The sequence below is a fragment of the Acerihabitans sp. TG2 genome, from assembly GCF_035013185.1.
Taxonomy (GTDB): domain Bacteria; phylum Pseudomonadota; class Gammaproteobacteria; order Enterobacterales; family Enterobacteriaceae; genus Acerihabitans.
This window is the reverse complement of sequence record NZ_JAYGJO010000018.1, coordinates 21,638-38,412: the sequence shown is the minus strand read 5'-3', so window position 1 is coordinate 38,412 and position 16,775 is coordinate 21,638. Positions and strand designations below refer to the sequence as shown.

At 53.7% G+C, this 16,775-nt stretch carries 16 protein-coding genes; 2 read left to right on the top strand and 14 right to left on the bottom strand.

Features of this window, described 5'->3' with window-relative positions; genetic code table 11:
• Nucleotides 1-240: 240 nt before the first annotated feature.
• The 13 genes from SJI19_RS15815 to yceD all read right to left on the bottom strand — a co-directional run bounded on the left by SJI19_RS15815 (nucleotide 241) and on the right by yceD (nucleotide 10,720).
• Nucleotides 241-1,038 (bottom strand): metal-dependent hydrolase, encoded by a 798-nt coding sequence (locus SJI19_RS15815; protein WP_323479232.1) that lies wholly within the window; start codon nucleotides 1,036-1,038, stop codon nucleotides 241-243.
• 11 nt (nucleotides 1,039-1,049) lie between these two features.
• Nucleotides 1,050-2,054 (bottom strand): DNA polymerase III subunit delta', encoded by a 1,005-nt coding sequence (gene holB, locus SJI19_RS15810; RefSeq protein WP_323479231.1) that lies wholly within the window; start codon nucleotides 2,052-2,054, stop codon nucleotides 1,050-1,052.
• On the bottom strand, nucleotides 2,051-2,692 hold the full coding sequence (gene tmk, locus SJI19_RS15805) for a dTMP kinase (protein WP_323479230.1): 642 nt from the start codon (nucleotides 2,690-2,692) through the stop codon (nucleotides 2,051-2,053). The genes holB and tmk overlap by 4 nt, the downstream gene beginning before the upstream one ends.
• The gene (gene mltG / locus SJI19_RS15800) at nucleotides 2,682-3,695 is read right to left on the bottom strand and encodes an endolytic transglycosylase MltG (RefSeq protein WP_323479229.1); all 1,014 of its coding nucleotides are present in this window, start codon (nucleotides 3,693-3,695) and stop codon (nucleotides 2,682-2,684) included. The genes tmk and mltG overlap by 11 nt, the downstream gene beginning before the upstream one ends.
• A 12-nt stretch (nucleotides 3,696-3,707) precedes the next feature.
• The gene (pabC, locus tag SJI19_RS15795) at nucleotides 3,708-4,511 is read right to left on the bottom strand and encodes an aminodeoxychorismate lyase (protein WP_323479283.1); all 804 of its coding nucleotides are present in this window, start codon (nucleotides 4,509-4,511) and stop codon (nucleotides 3,708-3,710) included.
• Between the two features lie 79 nt (nucleotides 4,512-4,590).
• The gene (gene fabF / locus SJI19_RS15790) at nucleotides 4,591-5,832 is read right to left on the bottom strand and encodes a beta-ketoacyl-ACP synthase II (RefSeq protein ID WP_323479228.1); all 1,242 of its coding nucleotides are present in this window, start codon (nucleotides 5,830-5,832) and stop codon (nucleotides 4,591-4,593) included.
• 80 nt (nucleotides 5,833-5,912) lie between these two features.
• A complete protein-coding gene (gene acpP / locus SJI19_RS15785; protein WP_323479227.1) occupies nucleotides 5,913-6,149 on the bottom strand; it encodes an acyl carrier protein in 237 nt (78 codons plus the stop codon).
• A gap of 154 nt (nucleotides 6,150-6,303) precedes the next feature.
• Nucleotides 6,304-7,038, bottom strand: coding sequence for a 3-oxoacyl-ACP reductase FabG (fabG, locus tag SJI19_RS15780; RefSeq protein WP_323479226.1), 735 nt, complete (start codon nucleotides 7,036-7,038; stop codon nucleotides 6,304-6,306).
• A 14-nt stretch (nucleotides 7,039-7,052) separates the two neighbouring features.
• Nucleotides 7,053-7,982 (bottom strand): ACP S-malonyltransferase, encoded by a 930-nt coding sequence (gene fabD / locus SJI19_RS15775; protein WP_323479225.1) that lies wholly within the window; start codon nucleotides 7,980-7,982, stop codon nucleotides 7,053-7,055.
• An 18-nt stretch (nucleotides 7,983-8,000) separates the two neighbouring features.
• Nucleotides 8,001-8,954: a beta-ketoacyl-ACP synthase III gene (locus SJI19_RS15770; RefSeq protein WP_323479224.1), complete on the bottom strand. Its 954-nt coding sequence runs from the start codon at nucleotides 8,952-8,954 to the stop codon at nucleotides 8,001-8,003.
• Between the two features lie 6 nt (nucleotides 8,955-8,960).
• On the bottom strand, nucleotides 8,961-9,995 hold the full coding sequence (plsX, locus tag SJI19_RS15765) for a phosphate acyltransferase PlsX (protein WP_323479223.1): 1,035 nt from the start codon (nucleotides 9,993-9,995) through the stop codon (nucleotides 8,961-8,963).
• A 15-nt stretch (nucleotides 9,996-10,010) separates the two neighbouring features.
• Nucleotides 10,011-10,181: a 50S ribosomal protein L32 gene (gene rpmF / locus SJI19_RS15760; RefSeq protein WP_162364591.1), complete on the bottom strand. Its 171-nt coding sequence runs from the start codon at nucleotides 10,179-10,181 to the stop codon at nucleotides 10,011-10,013.
• 17 nt (nucleotides 10,182-10,198) lie between these two features.
• Nucleotides 10,199-10,720 (bottom strand): 23S rRNA accumulation protein YceD, encoded by a 522-nt coding sequence (gene yceD, locus SJI19_RS15755; RefSeq protein WP_323479222.1) that lies wholly within the window; start codon nucleotides 10,718-10,720, stop codon nucleotides 10,199-10,201.
• 140 nt (nucleotides 10,721-10,860) lie between these two features.
• Here yceD and SJI19_RS15750 point away from each other — a divergent pair, with 140 nt between their 5' ends.
• The gene (locus tag SJI19_RS15750) at nucleotides 10,861-11,445 is read left to right on the top strand and encodes a nucleoside triphosphate pyrophosphatase (protein WP_323479221.1); all 585 of its coding nucleotides are present in this window, start codon (nucleotides 10,861-10,863) and stop codon (nucleotides 11,443-11,445) included.
• Between the two features lie 17 nt (nucleotides 11,446-11,462).
• Here the strand turns inward: SJI19_RS15750 and rluC are convergent, their stop codons facing one another.
• Entirely contained in the window at nucleotides 11,463-12,419 is a 957-nt protein-coding gene (rluC, locus tag SJI19_RS15745) for a 23S rRNA pseudouridine(955/2504/2580) synthase RluC (RefSeq protein WP_323479282.1), read from the bottom strand.
• A 565-nt stretch (nucleotides 12,420-12,984) separates the two neighbouring features.
• On the opposite strand from rluC, the gene rne reads away from it, so the two are divergent.
• Nucleotides 12,985-16,671 carry a ribonuclease E gene (gene rne, locus SJI19_RS15740; RefSeq protein WP_323479220.1) on the top strand — a complete coding sequence of 1,229 codons (3,687 nt, stop codon included), beginning with the start codon at nucleotides 12,985-12,987 and terminating at the stop codon, nucleotides 16,669-16,671.
• The last annotated feature ends 104 nt before the right edge of the window (nucleotides 16,672-16,775 follow it).

Genomic DNA, 16,775 nt, shown 5'->3' with positions numbered 1-16,775 from the left:
TCTGCAGGCCCCCATGGCCTTTATATTTATTATGGAGAGTAAAATAAATCATTAAGACAGTATTTGATACCAGTCACGTTTCGCGCCTAAGCGCTTGCTTTTTAGGGCATCATCGCACTCAATGAGACGAAGCGTTGAGCTAGACTGGCGGCAACTTCATGCCAGCGCCCCTATTTGGCGGCGCAAGAGTAACGCGAATTAACGGGGATTACGAGAGGAAAATATGGCGTAACCGAAGGTTCAAACCTGGCGGGTTAAACGAACGGAATCGATATGGAACAGACGACCAAAATTAGCCGTGGTGGCCTCAGCCAATGTCTCGATCGTCACGCCCTTAAGCTCGGCCATAAAATTGGCCACATCACGCACATAGGCGGGCTGATTTTCCTTACCGCGAAAAGGCACCGGCGCCAAATAGGGTGAATCGGTTTCCACCAGCAGACGATCTAACGGCACATAACGTGCAGCTTCGCGCAACGCGTCGGCGTTACGAAAAGTTACCATGCCGGAAAACGAGATATAGAATCCCAAATCCAACAAAATTCTGGCTGTTTCAATGTCTTCGGTAAAACAATGTAATACCCCACCACACTCGCCAGCGCGCTCTTCGTGCAGGATTGCCAGGGTGTCTTCCCGCGCTGCGCGGGTGTGGATGATCACCGGCTTATTCAGTTGCCGGCCAATGCGGATATGCTCACGCAGAGACGTCTGTTGCTCGGCTTTATTATCCTGCTGATAATAGTAATCTAGCCCGGTTTCCCCCAAAGCAACCACCTCATCATCAGCGGACAATTTCAGTAATTCTGCAAAATCATAGGGTTCATCCAGGTTAAGGGGATGAATGCCACAGGAGAGTAAAACGTCGTCACGCTTGCCAATCAGATCACGCGTACGACAAAAACCCGCCAAGGTGGTGGCCACCGCTAGCATCAGATGGACATCACGTGCGCCAGCTTTAGCGACCACATCGGCCACGTCGCGATGCAGCGTCTCATAATTCAATCCATCCAGATGGCAGTGGGAATCGACTAAAAACATGACTATACCTTTTATAAAGTCCAGGGATGCATACGCTCGTGCAGCGCATCATTTTCCCAGTTAAGCAATTGATTGGTTAACAACAGTTCGCGGTTGATTCCCGCGATGGCTTGCCATTGGCCGCGACAGTGCAGCCATTGTTGCAGCTGATGATGCAAGGTCCCGGCCTGATAACGGCCACCCAGTTCACTCACCAAGCGCTTTTGATCCTGATTAATTATAAAACGCCCGGCGTCTTGTTGCCATTTCAACGCATCGGTAAGCAAACTCAGCAACCAATACAACGGTTCATCATCCTTGTCTTTGTTCAGCAAGGGCAATAACAGCAGGAAATCCTGCTGGGTGATGGCCTGCTCAAGACCCGCGCACAAAGCCAAACGTTCCGTCCACCGCGCGGGCTGCAGCAGTTCAAGGGCGCCAAGGGGTGCCGCGTCCGACAGACGCAACGCGGTACGTGCCTGCTCTTCGGATGCAATACCTTGCTGATGTAGCCACAGTAGTCCCGTTGCTTCGTCCACCGGCGCCAAATGCCAATAAAGACAGCGGCTACGCAGCGTCGGCAGCAACTGGGATGGTTCGCGACATCCCAGCAAAAAATAGGTCCGCTCGGGGGGTTCCTCCAGCGTTTTTAGCAGCGCATTAGCCGCCTGCTCGGTAAGTAACTCACTTTGTGGCAACCATACCACTTTCGCCCCTCCCTGCTGGGCATGGTTGTACAAGGGGTCGATGATCTGGCGAATGGCGTCCACCCCTAAGCTCAATCGACCTTTCTCCGGCTCCGGCTGATAAAAATCAGGGTGATTGCCGGCCAACATCAATCTGCAGCTATGACAGTGACCACAACTTTTAATGCCCTGCGGTTGTTGGCAGATCAGCCAACGCGCCAGGGCATAAAACAGCGACGGTTCGCCGTTGCCTTTGGCTGCATGGATCAGCAGGGCATGGTGACCACGCCCTTCCTGGTAACGGGCCAGAATGTGCCGATATGGCGCATTCAGCCAAGGATACCATTTCACGAACCCGACTCCTGCAGGAGAAACCAGGTATTGAGTCGTTCACGCAAAGCATCGCTCACCTGGGCCAGCGATTGGCTAGCATCCAGGGTGACAATAGTGGGGTCACCTGCGGCCAGCGCCTGGTAGCGCAACCGAGTGCGTTCAAAAAAAGCCAGCGATTCCTGCTCGATACGATCAAGCTCACCCCGGGCTCTGGCCCGCTGTAGTCCCAGCGCAGGGGGCAAGTCGAGATACAAGGTTAAATGGGGACGAAAATCACCCAGGACCAAATCGCGCAGGGCTAACAACAACGTCGGATCGATGCCTCGCCCGCCGCCCTGATACGCCTGGGACGAGAGATCGTGTCGATCGCCAATGACCCACGCACCGCGTGCTAATGCCGGTTTTATCACATTATCAACCAACTGGGCCCGTGCGGCGTATAACATCAGCAGTTCCGCTTTATCCGTCACCTTCTCGTTATCGATACCATCCTTGATTAACCGACGCAACACCTCAGCTAACGGCGTACCACCGGGTTCGCGGGTAAAAACCACATCATGCACACCATGGCGAGCAAGCGTTTCGACCAGCACATTGATGGCGCTGGTTTTACCGGCCCCTTCTAGCCCTTCGATCACGATGAATTTACTGTCCATTGTTTTCCTTAACGCTTTCACGATATTGCTGTACTGCCCGGTTATGGCTGGCCAGATTGTTGCTGAATACATGGCCACCCTTGCCGCTGGCGACAAAATATAGATAGGAGGTCTTGGCAGGGTGCGCGGCAGCATCCAGCGCGGCCAGGCCCGGCATAGCAATCGGCGTAGGAGGCAGCCCGGTAATGACATAGGTGTTATACGGCGTCGGCGTGATCAAATCTTGTTTGCCAATAGTACCGCGATAACGCTCCCCCATGCCATAAATCACGGTCGGATCCGTTTGCAACCGCATGCCAAGGCGTAGCCGATTAATAAATACCGATGCCACCTTGGCCCGTTCGTCAGGCTCGCCGGTCTCTTTTTCCACAATGGAGGCCATCGTCAGCAAATCCGCTGGCGTTTTGTAAGGCAAACCCTCAGCCCGATCGTGCCAAACCTGCTCCAAGATGCTATCCATCCGCTGCTCGGCGCGCTTTAACAGCGCGACATCTTGAGTCTTCGCGGTATAAAGATAGGTATCGGGATAAAAACGGCCCTCCAGTGAGGTTGATGGCGACTCGCCCAGTCGGCTGGCCAGTTGATCTAACGCCACGTCACGCAGGCTATGCTCAAGATAAGGCGCCTGGTCCAAAATTGCCAGCCAATCCTTGAGCGACGACCCTTCGACAAACCGAATGGAAAATTGCGCTTCACGGCCACTTACCAGCAGCTCCAACATCTGGCGCACCGTCATGCCAACGGTAAAACGGTAGGTGCCGGCTTTGAAGTTGGCCAGTTTCGGATCAACTAGCCACAGGCCGGGTAACCACCGGGTACGTTTGACGATATGTTGCTTGCTCAGCGCGATTTTAAGCCCATCACGACCGGTACCGGCGGGCAAGGTAAATAGGGTATCTTCACGAATGGTCAAATGAGAAGCGGCAAAATGCTTAATTTGGAACAAACAAAACGCACCGGCAGCCAGTAGGATAACGACAATCAACAACAACTTTTTCTTCATGCAATAACTCTATTAACAGTTTGGACTGATAAAATCAAATAGGGTCCTGGCACCCGTGTAACATTGTTCATCAATACGGTTCACCGGCAATACCGGCATCAGCGCGTTGCAAATAATCACTTCATCAGCTTCTTTAATTTGGTACATAAATGCCTCCCCCATATGCACGTCAAAAGGCGAGCCGCGAAGCAGGTGCAGTATATGGTTGCGCATGATACCAGCCACACCGGCGAAGCGCAGGTCGGGCGTGAAGACATCATCGCCGGTACGCCAAAAAATATTGGCCGCGCAGCACTCGATCACATTACACTCGTCGTCCAGCACCAGGGCTTCTTGCGCCTCGGTTTGGCGGTCCAGGTAAGCGCGGATCATCACCTGCTCCAAACGATTAAGATGTTTTACCCCAGCCAACATTGAGCTACGGCCCAGCCGGACAGGACTTTTCGCCAACATCACCCCTTCGTCGCGCCACGTGGCATACTCTGCCGGGATAGGGCGATGGCTAAGAATACGGACTGGCTCGGTACAGCCTGCCGGACTGTAACCTCGCCCGCCGCTACCGCGGCTGATGATAACTTTGAGCGCACCCTCCTGCTGGAGTTCCGCAAACCGGAGCATTTCTTGGATTAAAGACGACCAGTCAACCGTGGTAAACAATAGCAGTTTGGCCGTATCTATCAGGCGCTCCATGTGGTAGGGCAAATGTTCAATGCGCCCCTGGTTAATCCGGGCGGTGGTAAAAAAACCATCGCCAAACTGAATGGCGCGATCGTCCAATGGCAAGTGCTGCTGCGGCTGTCCGTTGATCCAGAACATCATTTTCCTCCGTGGTCACAGCCTAAAAAGATAATAAAAAAATGGCCCGATATACGGGCCATTAGGATTAACTCTACGTTTATATCTTGCGGAATACCAGCGAACCGTTAGTACCGCCAAAACCAAATGAGTTACAAAGCGTATATTCCAGCCCGGGCAACTGACGCGCTTCATTGGGCACAAAGTCCAAGTCGCAGTCTTCGTCAGGATTATCCAGATTGATGGTGGGTGGCACAGCGCCATCACGCAACGCCAAGATACTGAAAATCGACTCTATCGCCCCTGCGGCCCCCAACAAATGACCGGTCATGGATTTGGTGGAACTGATCATGACGTTATAGGCATGTTCGCCAAATACTGATTTGACCGCGTGGGTTTCGGCTTTGTCACCCACCTGCGTAGAGGTGCCATGGGCATTGATATAACCCACTTGCGCCGGAACAATATTCGCGTCCCGCAGCGCGTTCACCATGGCCAGTGCCGCACCGGCACCGTTTTCCGGTGGAGAAGTCATATGATAGGCATCGCTGCTCATACCAAAACCCACCACTTCTGCGTATATTTTTGCACCGCGTCGTTTAGCGTGTTCATATTCTTCGAGCACCATGACGCCGGCGCCGTCGCCCAGAACAAAACCGTCGCGATCCCGATCCCACGGACGACTGGCCGCCTGAGGATCATCGTTGCGGGTGGACAGCGCCCGGGCGGCGCCGAAGCCGCCGACGCCTAAAGGAGTACTTCCCTTTTCAGCGCCGCCGGCCAGCATGGCATCCGCATCGTTATAGGCGATGATGCGTGCAGCATGGCCAATATTGTGCACGCCAGTGGTACAGGCGGTGGCCACACAGATGCTGGGGCCTCGCAGCCCGCACATGATTGTCAGGTGACCGGCGATCATGTTGACAATGGTTGAGGGCACAAAAAATGGACTTATTTTACGCGGACCACCACTCATCAATGCGGAATGGTTGTCTTCGATAAGACCCAGTCCCCCGATGCCAGAACCTATTGCCGCACCAATACGCGGCGCATTTTCCTCGGTGACAACCAGCCCTGAATCACGCATTGCCTGAATCCCTGCGGCAATGCCATATTGAATGAAAATATCCATCTTGCGTGCTTCTTTACGCGTAAGATAATCTTCACTATTAAAATTTTTCACTAAGCCAGCAAAACGTGTTGCATAGGCAGTAGTATCAAAATGGTCGATCGGTATGATGCCACTCTGTCCGGCTAGGAGCGCGCTCCACGTAGATTCTACGGTATTGCCGACAGGAGACAACATGCCAAGTCCGGTCACAACTACTCGACGCTTAGACACGTTTGTCCTCCACGGAGGGAAAATAGGACACTGTGGGACAAAAAACGTAGGCGGTCGAGTGACCGCCTAGGGATGTTCGCTTACTGCTGGCTTGCCTGAATAAAATCAATCGCTGCCTGAACAGTAGTGATTTTTTCAGCTTCTTCGTCCGGAATTTCAGTATCAAATTCTTCTTCCAGCGCCATTACCAGCTCTACGGTATCGAGAGAATCAGCACCAAGGTCATCTACAAAAGAAGCCTTGTTCACGACTTCTTCTTTCTTAACACCCAGTTGCTCAGCGATGATTTCCTTAACCCTTTCTTCTGTAGTGCTCATACTCTTAAATTTCCTATCAAAACTCGCTTTCGCGATGGTTTTCGTAGTGTATAAAATGTTGAAAAAGATGCAACTAAATCCCGGCTGGTCAAACCACGATTTTATGCTATTTTGCGGTTTTTACCACAAATAACGCAAATGATTTTCGTGCTTTTTACAGCATATACATGCCGCCGTTGACATGTATCGTTTCACCCGTAATGTATGCCGCCTCTTCAGAGGCGAAAAAAGCAACAGCACTGGCTATTTCTTTCGGATCGCCGAGACGATTTGCCGGAATCTGGGACAGAATGTCCGCACGATGCTCATCTGTCAACGCGTTGGTCATATCGGTGGCAATAAATCCGGGGGCAACCACGTTAACCGTAATACCGCGCGAAGCGACCTCACGAGCCAACGATTTGCTAAAACCAATCAATCCAGCCTTGGCCGCGGCATAATTAGCTTGCCCTGCATTGCCCATAGAGCCTACAACCGAACCAATGGTTATGATCCTGCCGTAGCGCTTTTTCATCATCGCTCGCATGACCGCTTTCGACATGCGGAACACGGATGTCAGATTTGTATCTAGAATAGACTGCCATTCATCATCTTTCATGCGTATCAGCAGATTATCACGCGTGATGCCGGCATTATTCACTAAAATATCAGCTTCGCCAAATTCTACCCGCATTTTATCTAAAAGAATATCAATAGATGCGATGTCCGAGACATTCAGCTGCAAACCTTTGCCCCGATCGCCGAGGTAGGCGCTGATAGCGTCGGCGCCCTGCTCACTGGTAGCGGTGCCGATAACCTTGGCCCCACGTTCAGCCAACATTTCAGCGATGGCTCGGCCAATTCCCCGACTTGCGCCGGTTACCAGAGCAATTTTACCTTCGAAGCTCATTGCATTCCTCATTTTTACAGTTCCAGTGCCGCTGCCAGCGACGCAGGATCGTTAACCGCCGTACCGGAAACGGTGTCGGCAATGCGTTTGGTCAAGCCGGTAAGCACCTTGCCAGGCCCGACTTCCAGTAAAACCTCAACACCCTCGGCGGCGAGATATTGCACGGTTTCAGTCCAGCGCACCGGGTTGTACAGTTGACGCACTAAAGCCTGACGTATGGCGTCGGGGGAAACTTCAGCCCGTACATCAACATTATTGATGACCGGCACGGTTGGAACTGAAAAAGTCAGTTTTTTCAGTGCCAACGCCAGCTTATCCGCTGCAGGTTTCATCAACGCACAGTGGGACGGCACGCTGACCGGCAACGGCAAGGCACGCTTGGCACCAGCGGCCTTGCAGGCTGCACCGGCACGCTCAACGGCTTCTTTATGGCCGGCAATAACCACCTGCCCGGGAGAATTGAAATTCACCGGCGAGACGATTTGCCCCTGAGCTGATTCAGCACAGGCTTTCACAATGGCGTCGTTATCCAGGCCAATAATGGCCGACATCGCCCCCACACCGACTGGCACCGCCTCTTGCATCAATCTACCGCGCAGTTCCACCAACTTAACCGCCGGGACGAAATCCATCACTCCGGCGCACACCAGTGCCGAATACTCACCTAGACTGTGCCCCGCCAACCATGACGGCTGCCTGCCGCCCTGCTGTTGCCAGACGCGCCATAAGGCCACCGAGGCAGTCAGTAGCGCAGGCTGCGTTTGCCAGGTTTTATTCAGTTCTTCTATCGGCCCTTGTTGGGTCAATTGCCATAAATCATACCCCAACGCAGCCGATGCTTCTGCGAAAGTGGCCTCAATTAACGGATTTTGCGCCGCCAAGTCGGCCAGCATACCGACGTTCTGGGATCCCTGTCCCGGGAATACCATTGCCAATTCTGTCATGTTGATGTTCCTGTAAAATCAAAGCCGAAACAGTGCCGAACCCCAGGTAAATCCGCCGCCGAACGCTTCGAGCAAGACCAACTGGCCCGGTTTTATCCGACCATCACGCACGGCTTCGTCCAGCGCCAGCGGTACCGAGGCGGCAGAAGTATTACCATGCCGGTCCAGGGTTATCACCACCTTGTCCATGCTCATATGTAAGCGTTTGGCCGTGGCCGTGATGATCCGAAGGTTGGCCTGGTGCGGCACCAACCAGTCAAGCTCGGCATGGTCAAGGTGATTGGCGTCCAACGTCTCATCGACAATACGCGCCAGTTCAGTCACCGCCACTTTGAAGACTTCATTGCCCGACATGGTTAAATAGGCCGGTTGGGTGAGATCGAGCCGATTGTGATACGGCAGGGTCAACAAATCGCCATAACGGCCGTCGGCATGAATGTGGGTCGAGAGGATCCCCGGCTGTTCTGAACGGCCCAGGACCACGGCACCGGCGCCGTCGCCAAACAGTATCAGCGTACCGCGATCGGAGGGATCAAGCGTACGGCTTAGCGTATCCGAACCCACGACCAGCGCATAATCTACCGTGCCATGTTTGACATACTGGTCTGCCACGCTCAGGGCGTAGGCAAAACCGGCGCAAGCGGCGGCTAAATCGAAAGAAACAGCGTCGCGAATACCCAAATGTTGCTGAATTTCACATGACGAGCTGGGGAAAGCGTGACTTGACGAGGTCGTGGCGACGATGATCAGACCGATTTTATCCGCCGTTATACCCGCCATTTCCAACGCACGCTGAGCAGCGGTGAACCCCATGGTCGACACGGTCTCCTCGACGCCGGCAATACGGCGCTCGCGAATACCCGTCCGACTCACAATCCATTCGTCAGACGTGTCCACCATTTTTTCCAGGTCCGCATTGGACCTTATTTGTACCGGTAGATAACTGCCGGTGCCGAGAATCTTTGTATACATGTACGCTTAATCACTCTTGGGTAATACCGCATCTAGGCGTGCGGCGATCCGCTCGGGAATACGCCGCTCCACCGCTTGCATTGCCTGTTCGATAGCGACGGCAAACGCGCGCTGATTTGCCGCCCCGTGGCTTTTAAACACTGTGCCACGCAAACCTAACAGACAAGCGCCATTATACTGGTCAGGATTAAGATGGCCGAATTGGCGCGCCAGGCGCTTTTGCACCCAACGCTTAACAATTTTCATCACCCAACTCTGCCTGCCGCCATCCCCTGAGGATTTTAGCAAAGACAGAAAAAGTCTTATCACCCCTTCCATGGTCTTTAATGTGACATTGCCGACAAACCCATCGCATATCAGCACATCGGTTTTCCCTGTCAGCAATTCGTTGGCTTCAAGATAACCGATATAGTTGATCGACGAAATACGTCCCAACAGGGCTGAAGCCAGTTGAATATTACTGGGACCCTTGGTCTCCTCTTCGCCAATATTCAGCAAGGCCACCCGCGGATTGACGACGCCCACGATCTCTTCTGCCACCACGGCACCCATAATGGCGAACTGAACCAGCATGGCGCCATCACACTCCACATTGGCACCCAGATCCAACACGACGGTTTTACCCCCGTGTTGCTGGGGTAACACTGTCATCAGCGCCGGACGCTCAATGCCCTCCAGGGGCTTGAGCAACATTTTCGCCAGGCCCATCAATGCACCGGTGTTGCCAGCGCTGACGCACGCCTGAACCCGACCCGCTTTAACGAGCTCCAACATGATGCGCATGGAGCTACCACGGCTGGCCCTGATTGCATGCGAAGGTTTGGCGTCACTGGCAATAACAGATTCGGCGGGAACTACCGTCAATCGCTCTAGCAGAACGGAATCTGTTTTTGCCAGTAAAGGATTAATCGCAGCGGGGCTGCCGACAAGCAGCAATTCTAATTGCGGATGATAAGCCAGTGCCTGCAATGCAGCAGGCACTGTCACGGCGGGACCGAAGTCGCCGCCCATTGCATCTAACGCCAGGGTTAGACGTGTCAATGTATCGCCTTTGGATTACTTGGCGATAACTTTGCGACCGCGGTAGAAACCGTCGGCAGTGATGTGGTGACGCAGGTGGGTTTCACCGGAGACTTTGTCCACAGACACAGTGGAAGTGGTCAGCGCGTCGTGTGAACGGCGCATGCCACGGGTAGAACGGGTGGGTTTATTCTGTTGTACGGCCATGGACCTTACTCCTTAAATTACTTTCGCTTTAAACTGGCTAATACGGAAAACGGGTTAGGTTTCTCAACCTCAGACGGCAATTTGCCGAATACCTGTTCCGCGTCGGACACTTCACAGTGTTCATTATCATGGACCGGAGCGATAGGCAGAGAGAGAATCACCTCATCCTCAATCATCGCCAGCAGGTCTACTTCGCCAAAACCATCGACATAGACCGCTTCGTACGCATCCGGCAATGCCTCAGCCTGCTCGTCAGTGGCAACCGGGCTGAAACAAAATGTCGTGTGTACCTGATGAGCAAACGGCTGGCTGCAGCGCTGGCACGTTAGCGTTACCGCTACGTCGGCGCTGCCGTCAATCACCGCCAGACGCTGGTTGTCGATATTAAATGACAACGCAACCTGGACATCACTGTCCACACTTACCACGGATTCGGCAATACGCATAACCTGCTCAGGGGCATAGACACCAACATAGTCCAGGCGTTTCTGTGCAGTACGTGCCGCATCAATGGTCAGGGGTAATTTTACTTTTTGCATAGGGCGCGCATATTATCTTTGTAACGACATAGAGTCAAAGAAAAAGGCCGATTTTGCCGGCCTTTCAGCAATATTCGCTTCTTAAGCGATGAACAGTTTAAAATGGCGCGCGGAAATACGCCATTACCGGAATAAAAAATATGTGTGAAATTGTTTTAGCATCCTCGTCGCCGTTTCGCCGAATCTTATTGGAAAAACTGAATTTGCCGTTTCAGTGCCAGGCACCGGATATCAACGAAACGCCGCTGGCAGGGGAAGCAGCCGATGCTATGGTGCTGCGTCTCGCGGGTGCTAAGGCCCAGGCGCTGGCGGGTCATTATAGCCAACATTTGATTATCGGCTCGGATCAATGCTGCGTACTGGGCGGTAGGATAACCGGCAAACCCTATACCCATGACAACGCCATCGAACAACTGCGCCAGGCCAGCGGAAAACGGGTCACTTTTTATACCGGATTGGCGTTGCTCAATAGCCGCACCGGGCATCTACAGGCGCTGGTGGAACCCTACCATGTGGTATTTCGCACCCTCAGCGATCGCGAAATAGAAGGTTATGTCAGTCAAGAACAACCGTGGTACAGCGCCGGCAGCTTTAAATGTGAGGGGTTGGGCATTACCCTTTTCGACTCCCTCAGCGGCCGGGATCCCAACACGCTCATCGGCCTGCCGCTTATCGCCCTGACCCGCATGCTGCGCAACGAAGGCGTCAATCCATTAACGCCTTAAGCATGTTCGTAGGAGGACTATTTATCATTGGCCCGCAGATACAGCAGGCAGTGGTGTAGCGCCTTATCCAACGGTGCTTCTATGCGCATCGTCTCGCCCGTGGCGGGATGTTCGAAACGCAAAGCGGCGGCATGCAGAAATAAACGATGCAAACCGCTGCCTTTTAGCTGCTGGTCAAATTGCCGATCACCGTAACGGTCATCACACGCAATGGGATGACCGGCATACTGCGCGTGCACCCGGATTTGATGAGTTCGCCCGGTGAGTGGGCTGGCCCTGAGCAAGGTCGCGTGGAGAAACCGTTCCTCCACTTTGAAACGTGTCTCCGAGGGTTTACCGTCATTGCCCACCCGGACCACACGTTCACCATTCGCTAGAATATTTTTCAACAGCGGTGCAGAAACCAGTTTGGTCTGCGACGGCCATTCTCCAGCCACCAGCGTCAAATAATCTTTTTGCATGCCTTTCATGCGCAGCTGCTCATGGAGCAAACGCAGGGCCGAGCGTTTTTTCGCGATTAACAACACGCCGGAGGTATCGCGATCAAGGCGATGAACCAACTCCAGAAAACGCGCATCGGGACGCAGGGCGCGTAGCCCCTCGATGACACCAAAGCTTAACCCACTACCACCATGCACCGCCGTTCCGGAGGGTTTATTGAGGATCAGTAGGTGATCATCTTCGTACAACACCGCGTCGGTCAAGGCCGCGACCTTGCCCAACAGTGGAGATACTGGGGTTTGCTCTGTCGTAGACAGGCGCACCGGAGGGATGCGTAACTCGTCCCCGTCCAGTAATTTATACTCCGGTTTTACCCGTTTTTTATTGACGCGCACCTCTCCTTTACGCACGATGCGATAAATCATACTTTTCGGTACCCCTTTTAATCGGGTACGCAAAAAATTGTCGATCCGCTGACCGGCTTCATCGGCAGAAATGGTTACAAACTGTACGCTAACATTATTTTCATTCATGGTAGGCGATTCTAAATATACCGCCAGCATAGCGCCACTCCTTTTTCTGTGCTTAACTGTGCTTTAATTGGTAAGAAAGTTTTTCGGGTTGATTTCGCTGCGACAGTCAGTAGGTCGGAAAGGAGGGCAACCGTTAGTCGGAATCTTGTTGCCAAGAGGTAAAGTCGCCTTGCTATATGAGTACCAGCAGTGGAATAATGCAGTAACTTTCCGCACTGCGCTTATTAAAGGCGAAAATTTGTGGAATTTTTAAATTTGCCGGGTTAACCATACACGCAGCAATGGCGTAAGACGTATTGATTAATCAGGCAGTTAGCGGGCTGCGGATTGCAGCTTGACCGGTAAAAGGAATTCGTTCTGGCGTACGTTATCAGACGCTATTCCCCCTGTAAATGCGCTGTTTTTCCTTCAGAATAACAGGCTACCGAAATAATGCGCCCCTCTGCGAGCGACAACCGTGAGGTTGACGGTTTTGCGACAAGTCACGGGGCCGTCGGTGATTGCCCGGTCATGCGTTTTTTTGCCCGCAGCTCTGATGCCAATGCATAAAAAAGAGTAAGTTAAGATGAAAAGAATGTTAATCAACGCAACTCAGCAGGAAGAGTTGCGGGTTGCTCTGGTAGATGGCCAGAAATTATATGATCTGGACATTGAAAGTCCGGGTCATGAGCAGAAAAAGGCTAATATTTACAAGGGTAAAATCACCCGAATAGAACCTAGCCTGGAAGCAGCATTTGTCGATTACGGAGCAGAACGCCACGGATTTCTTCCCTTAAAGGAAATTTCCCGTGAATATTTTCCAGCACAATATGCCTCCCATGGCCGTCCGAATATCAAAGACGTGCTGCGTGAAGGCCAAGAAGTTATTGTCCAGGTTGACAAAGAAGAGCGCGGTAACAAAGGCGCGGCACTAACCACATTTATCAGCCTCGCCGGCAGTTATTTAGTATTGATGCCAAATAATCCACGAGCTGGTGGGATTTCACGCCGCATCGAAGGCGACGATCGCACCGAACTCAAAGAAGCCTTGTCATCCCTCGAATTGCCTGACGGTATGGGACTGATTGTCCGCACCGCCGGGGTGGGTAAATCCGCCGACGCGTTGCAATGGGATTTAGCCTTTCGCCTCAAACATTGGGAAGCGATCAAGAAGGCCGCCGAAGGGCGCCCGGCACCGTTTCTAATCCACCAGGAAAGTAACGTTATCGTCCGTGCGTTTCGTGACTATTTGCGCCCAGACATTGGCGAGATTCTGATAGACAACCCCATCGTGCTGGAAAAGGCCAAAGAGCATATTGCCTCGCTGGGTCGTCCTGATTTCAGTAGCAAAATTAAGCTTTACAGTGGTGAAATTCCTCTGTTCAGCCATTATCAAATCGAATCACAGATTGAATCCGCTTTTCAACGTGAAGTGAGCCTGCCTTCCGGCGGCTCTATCGTTATTGATAGTACCGAAGCACTCACCGCCATTGATATCAACTCAGCCCGGTCCACCCGCGGCGGCGATATCGAAGAAACCGCATTTAACACCAATCTCGAAGCTGCTGATGAAATTGCCCGTCAGTTACGACTGCGCGATCTCGGCGGGCTGATCGTTATCGATTTCATCGATATGACCCCGGTACGCCATCAGCGTGAAGTGGAAAACTGTCTGCGCGAGTCCGTTCGCCAGGATCGCGCGCGCATTCAAATTGGCCGTATTTCGCGTTTCGGCCTGCTGGAACTTTCTCGCCAACGGCTTAGTCCTTCGCTGGGTGAATCGAGTCATCACGTCTGTCCACGCTGCGGTGGTACCGGAACCATCCGTGATAACGAGTCGCTGTCACTGTCTATTTTACGCCTGATTGAAGAAGAGGCGCTAAAAGAGAACACCCATGAAGTACATGCTATCGTGCCGGTGGAGATTGCGTCTTATCTGCTTAACGAAAAGCGTGATTCAGTCAATGCTATCGAACGCCGCCAAGGCGGAGTTCGTGCGATCATTGTACCGCACAATCAAATGGAAACGCCGCACTATGCGGTATTGCGCGTACGCAAGGGTGAGGAAGTACCGACGCTGAGCTATCTGCTGCCGCAGTTGCACGAAGCGGAGATGCTCCAACCTTCGGAAGAGCCGTTGGCCGAGCGTAAATTACCGGAACAACCGGCCCTGGCCGCCTTTGTGATGCCAGATAGCCCACCGCAGCCCAGCGAGACGGCCGTGGCTGAGTCTCCGGTCGCGGCCAAAAGCACCATCGCCCCGATTAGCCAGCCGGTTTCAGTTGCTCCCGCGACACCCGGCCTATTTACTCGTGCCATCGGCAAACTAAAAGGCTGGTTTAGCGTACCTGAAGAGGATGACATTCGTGTCGAGCCCGCCAAACAACCGGCAGAGATTGCGGCAGAAGCGGCAGAAACGACAGAAACTCCGCGCCGTGCAGGCCAAGGCCAGGATCGACGTGGTCAGCGTCGTCAAAATGTTCGCCGGGATCGTAACGGTGAACGCGGCGGCGAACGCGAGCAGCGAGCACCGCAGGAAGGACGCCAACCACGTGAGGCAAGAGAACCACGCGAGCCACGCGAACGTCGCGAACCTCGAGACGATCAGCGCAGGGGCAAACGCCAAAATACGCCGGCTGAACTGGAAACGCTGGATAGCAATATCGTAGAACAGCCGCAGCTCGTTGACAACGAACCGGCACCGCGTCGCGAGCCGCGCGCCGATCGTCCACGCCGTCGCCAAGAGGATAAACGTCCGCAGGCCGAGGTGAAACCCCAACCGGAAGAGATCGTCGAACCGCAGGAACCGGTGGTTGCCGAGGTCAGCGCCGATGAAGATAAACCCACGCCGATCATACCCCGCCGCCAGCGGCGTACTCTGACGCAAAAAGTCCGTTATACTGATGACGCGGCGCAAAACGCCGCCCCGGCCTCAGTGAGTGAGCAGGCACCAAACGAGGTTAGCACGCTGCCGCTGATTGTTGCACCAACTGAACCTCAGGAAAGCGGCAACGTCACGGAAGTTCATGAAAACCCGGTTACCGACAATCACAGCGATAACAACCGCAATGGCGGTAATGAAGCAGGTCTGCCACGTCGTTCGCGCCGTTCACCGCGTCATCTGCGCGTCAGCGGTCAGCGTCGCCGCCGCTATCGTGACGAACGTTATCTCAGTCAGTCGCCCGCACCGCTGTACAGCGCGGTAGCGTCTCCTGAGATGGCGTCGGGTAAGGTGTGGGTCAGCTATCCCATCACCCCAATCGAACGTTTTGAACAAAATCCATCGCCGGTCAGCGAATTACCGCAGCCTGTCGCGACGCAAGCCCCGGTGGCCACCCAGGCGCCGGTTGCCGATGCACCGACTGCAATGCCGGTGAGCGAGCACGCAGTGGAGCACACACCTGACGCATTGGGTGTAGCACACTCCGAGGCACTCGATCCGCAAAACCAACCTGATACCACACCGGTACCACTGGAGACTTCCGTCGCCCAGGAAGCTGCTGTTGACGCAGTGCCTGAGGTGATTGAGCCTGCGGATAGGGCGGTAGCCAAACAGCAAACGGAACATGCTCACTCTGCGGCGGCAATCCCTGGCGAAGCATCAACTCCTGTTGCCCGCCCGGTCCAAACGCAGCCGACTCAAGCTGCGGACGTCACGGCACCTGTCGCTGAAAATGTCTCCTTTGCTACGCTTGCGGATAATACAGTCATCCACGAGAGCAGCACCCAGACTGACGGGAGCAGCTCATTGACTGATATGACCCCCCGTGCCACACCGGATGACAGCGTGGCACCCACGCCGTCACAGTATGAAGCAGACGTGACTGAAACTGTGGCACCACAGCAACAGCCGTCAAAGTCTGTTTCCCTGCTGTCCGACGATGTGCTCGCCGCGCTCCAAGCCTTAAAAACTGCTACCTTGGCCGCGTTGGACCAATCCACACCAGCCGCTCAGGTTGTCGGTCAAGACGTGACATCGACCGCATCGGCTGTTGTCGCACAAAGTCAGACGGAACAGCACCACGACGCGGACGTAACGCCAGCGCCCGACGCTGCCAGCCCGGTCAATGACGCACCGCTACCGGTCAAACACCATGCCAGTGCGCCTATGACTAAGGCCCCGGCGCCGGATTATGTTCCTGAACCGGACACAACCGGTGAATGGCAGCGCCCGGGGTACCATTTTGAAGGACGCGGCTCCGCCGGTGGCCATGCGGCTGCCAATCAGGCTGCGGCACCGGCGACCAAACCGGCTCAACAAGACGACAACTGATTAAAGCTCAACTAACAAACCCGCTTCGGCGGGTTTTTTTATGATGCAACTTCCCTCCTATACGCTTATTCTTATAACCCGCCGTTACCCTGAGTTTGATCTTT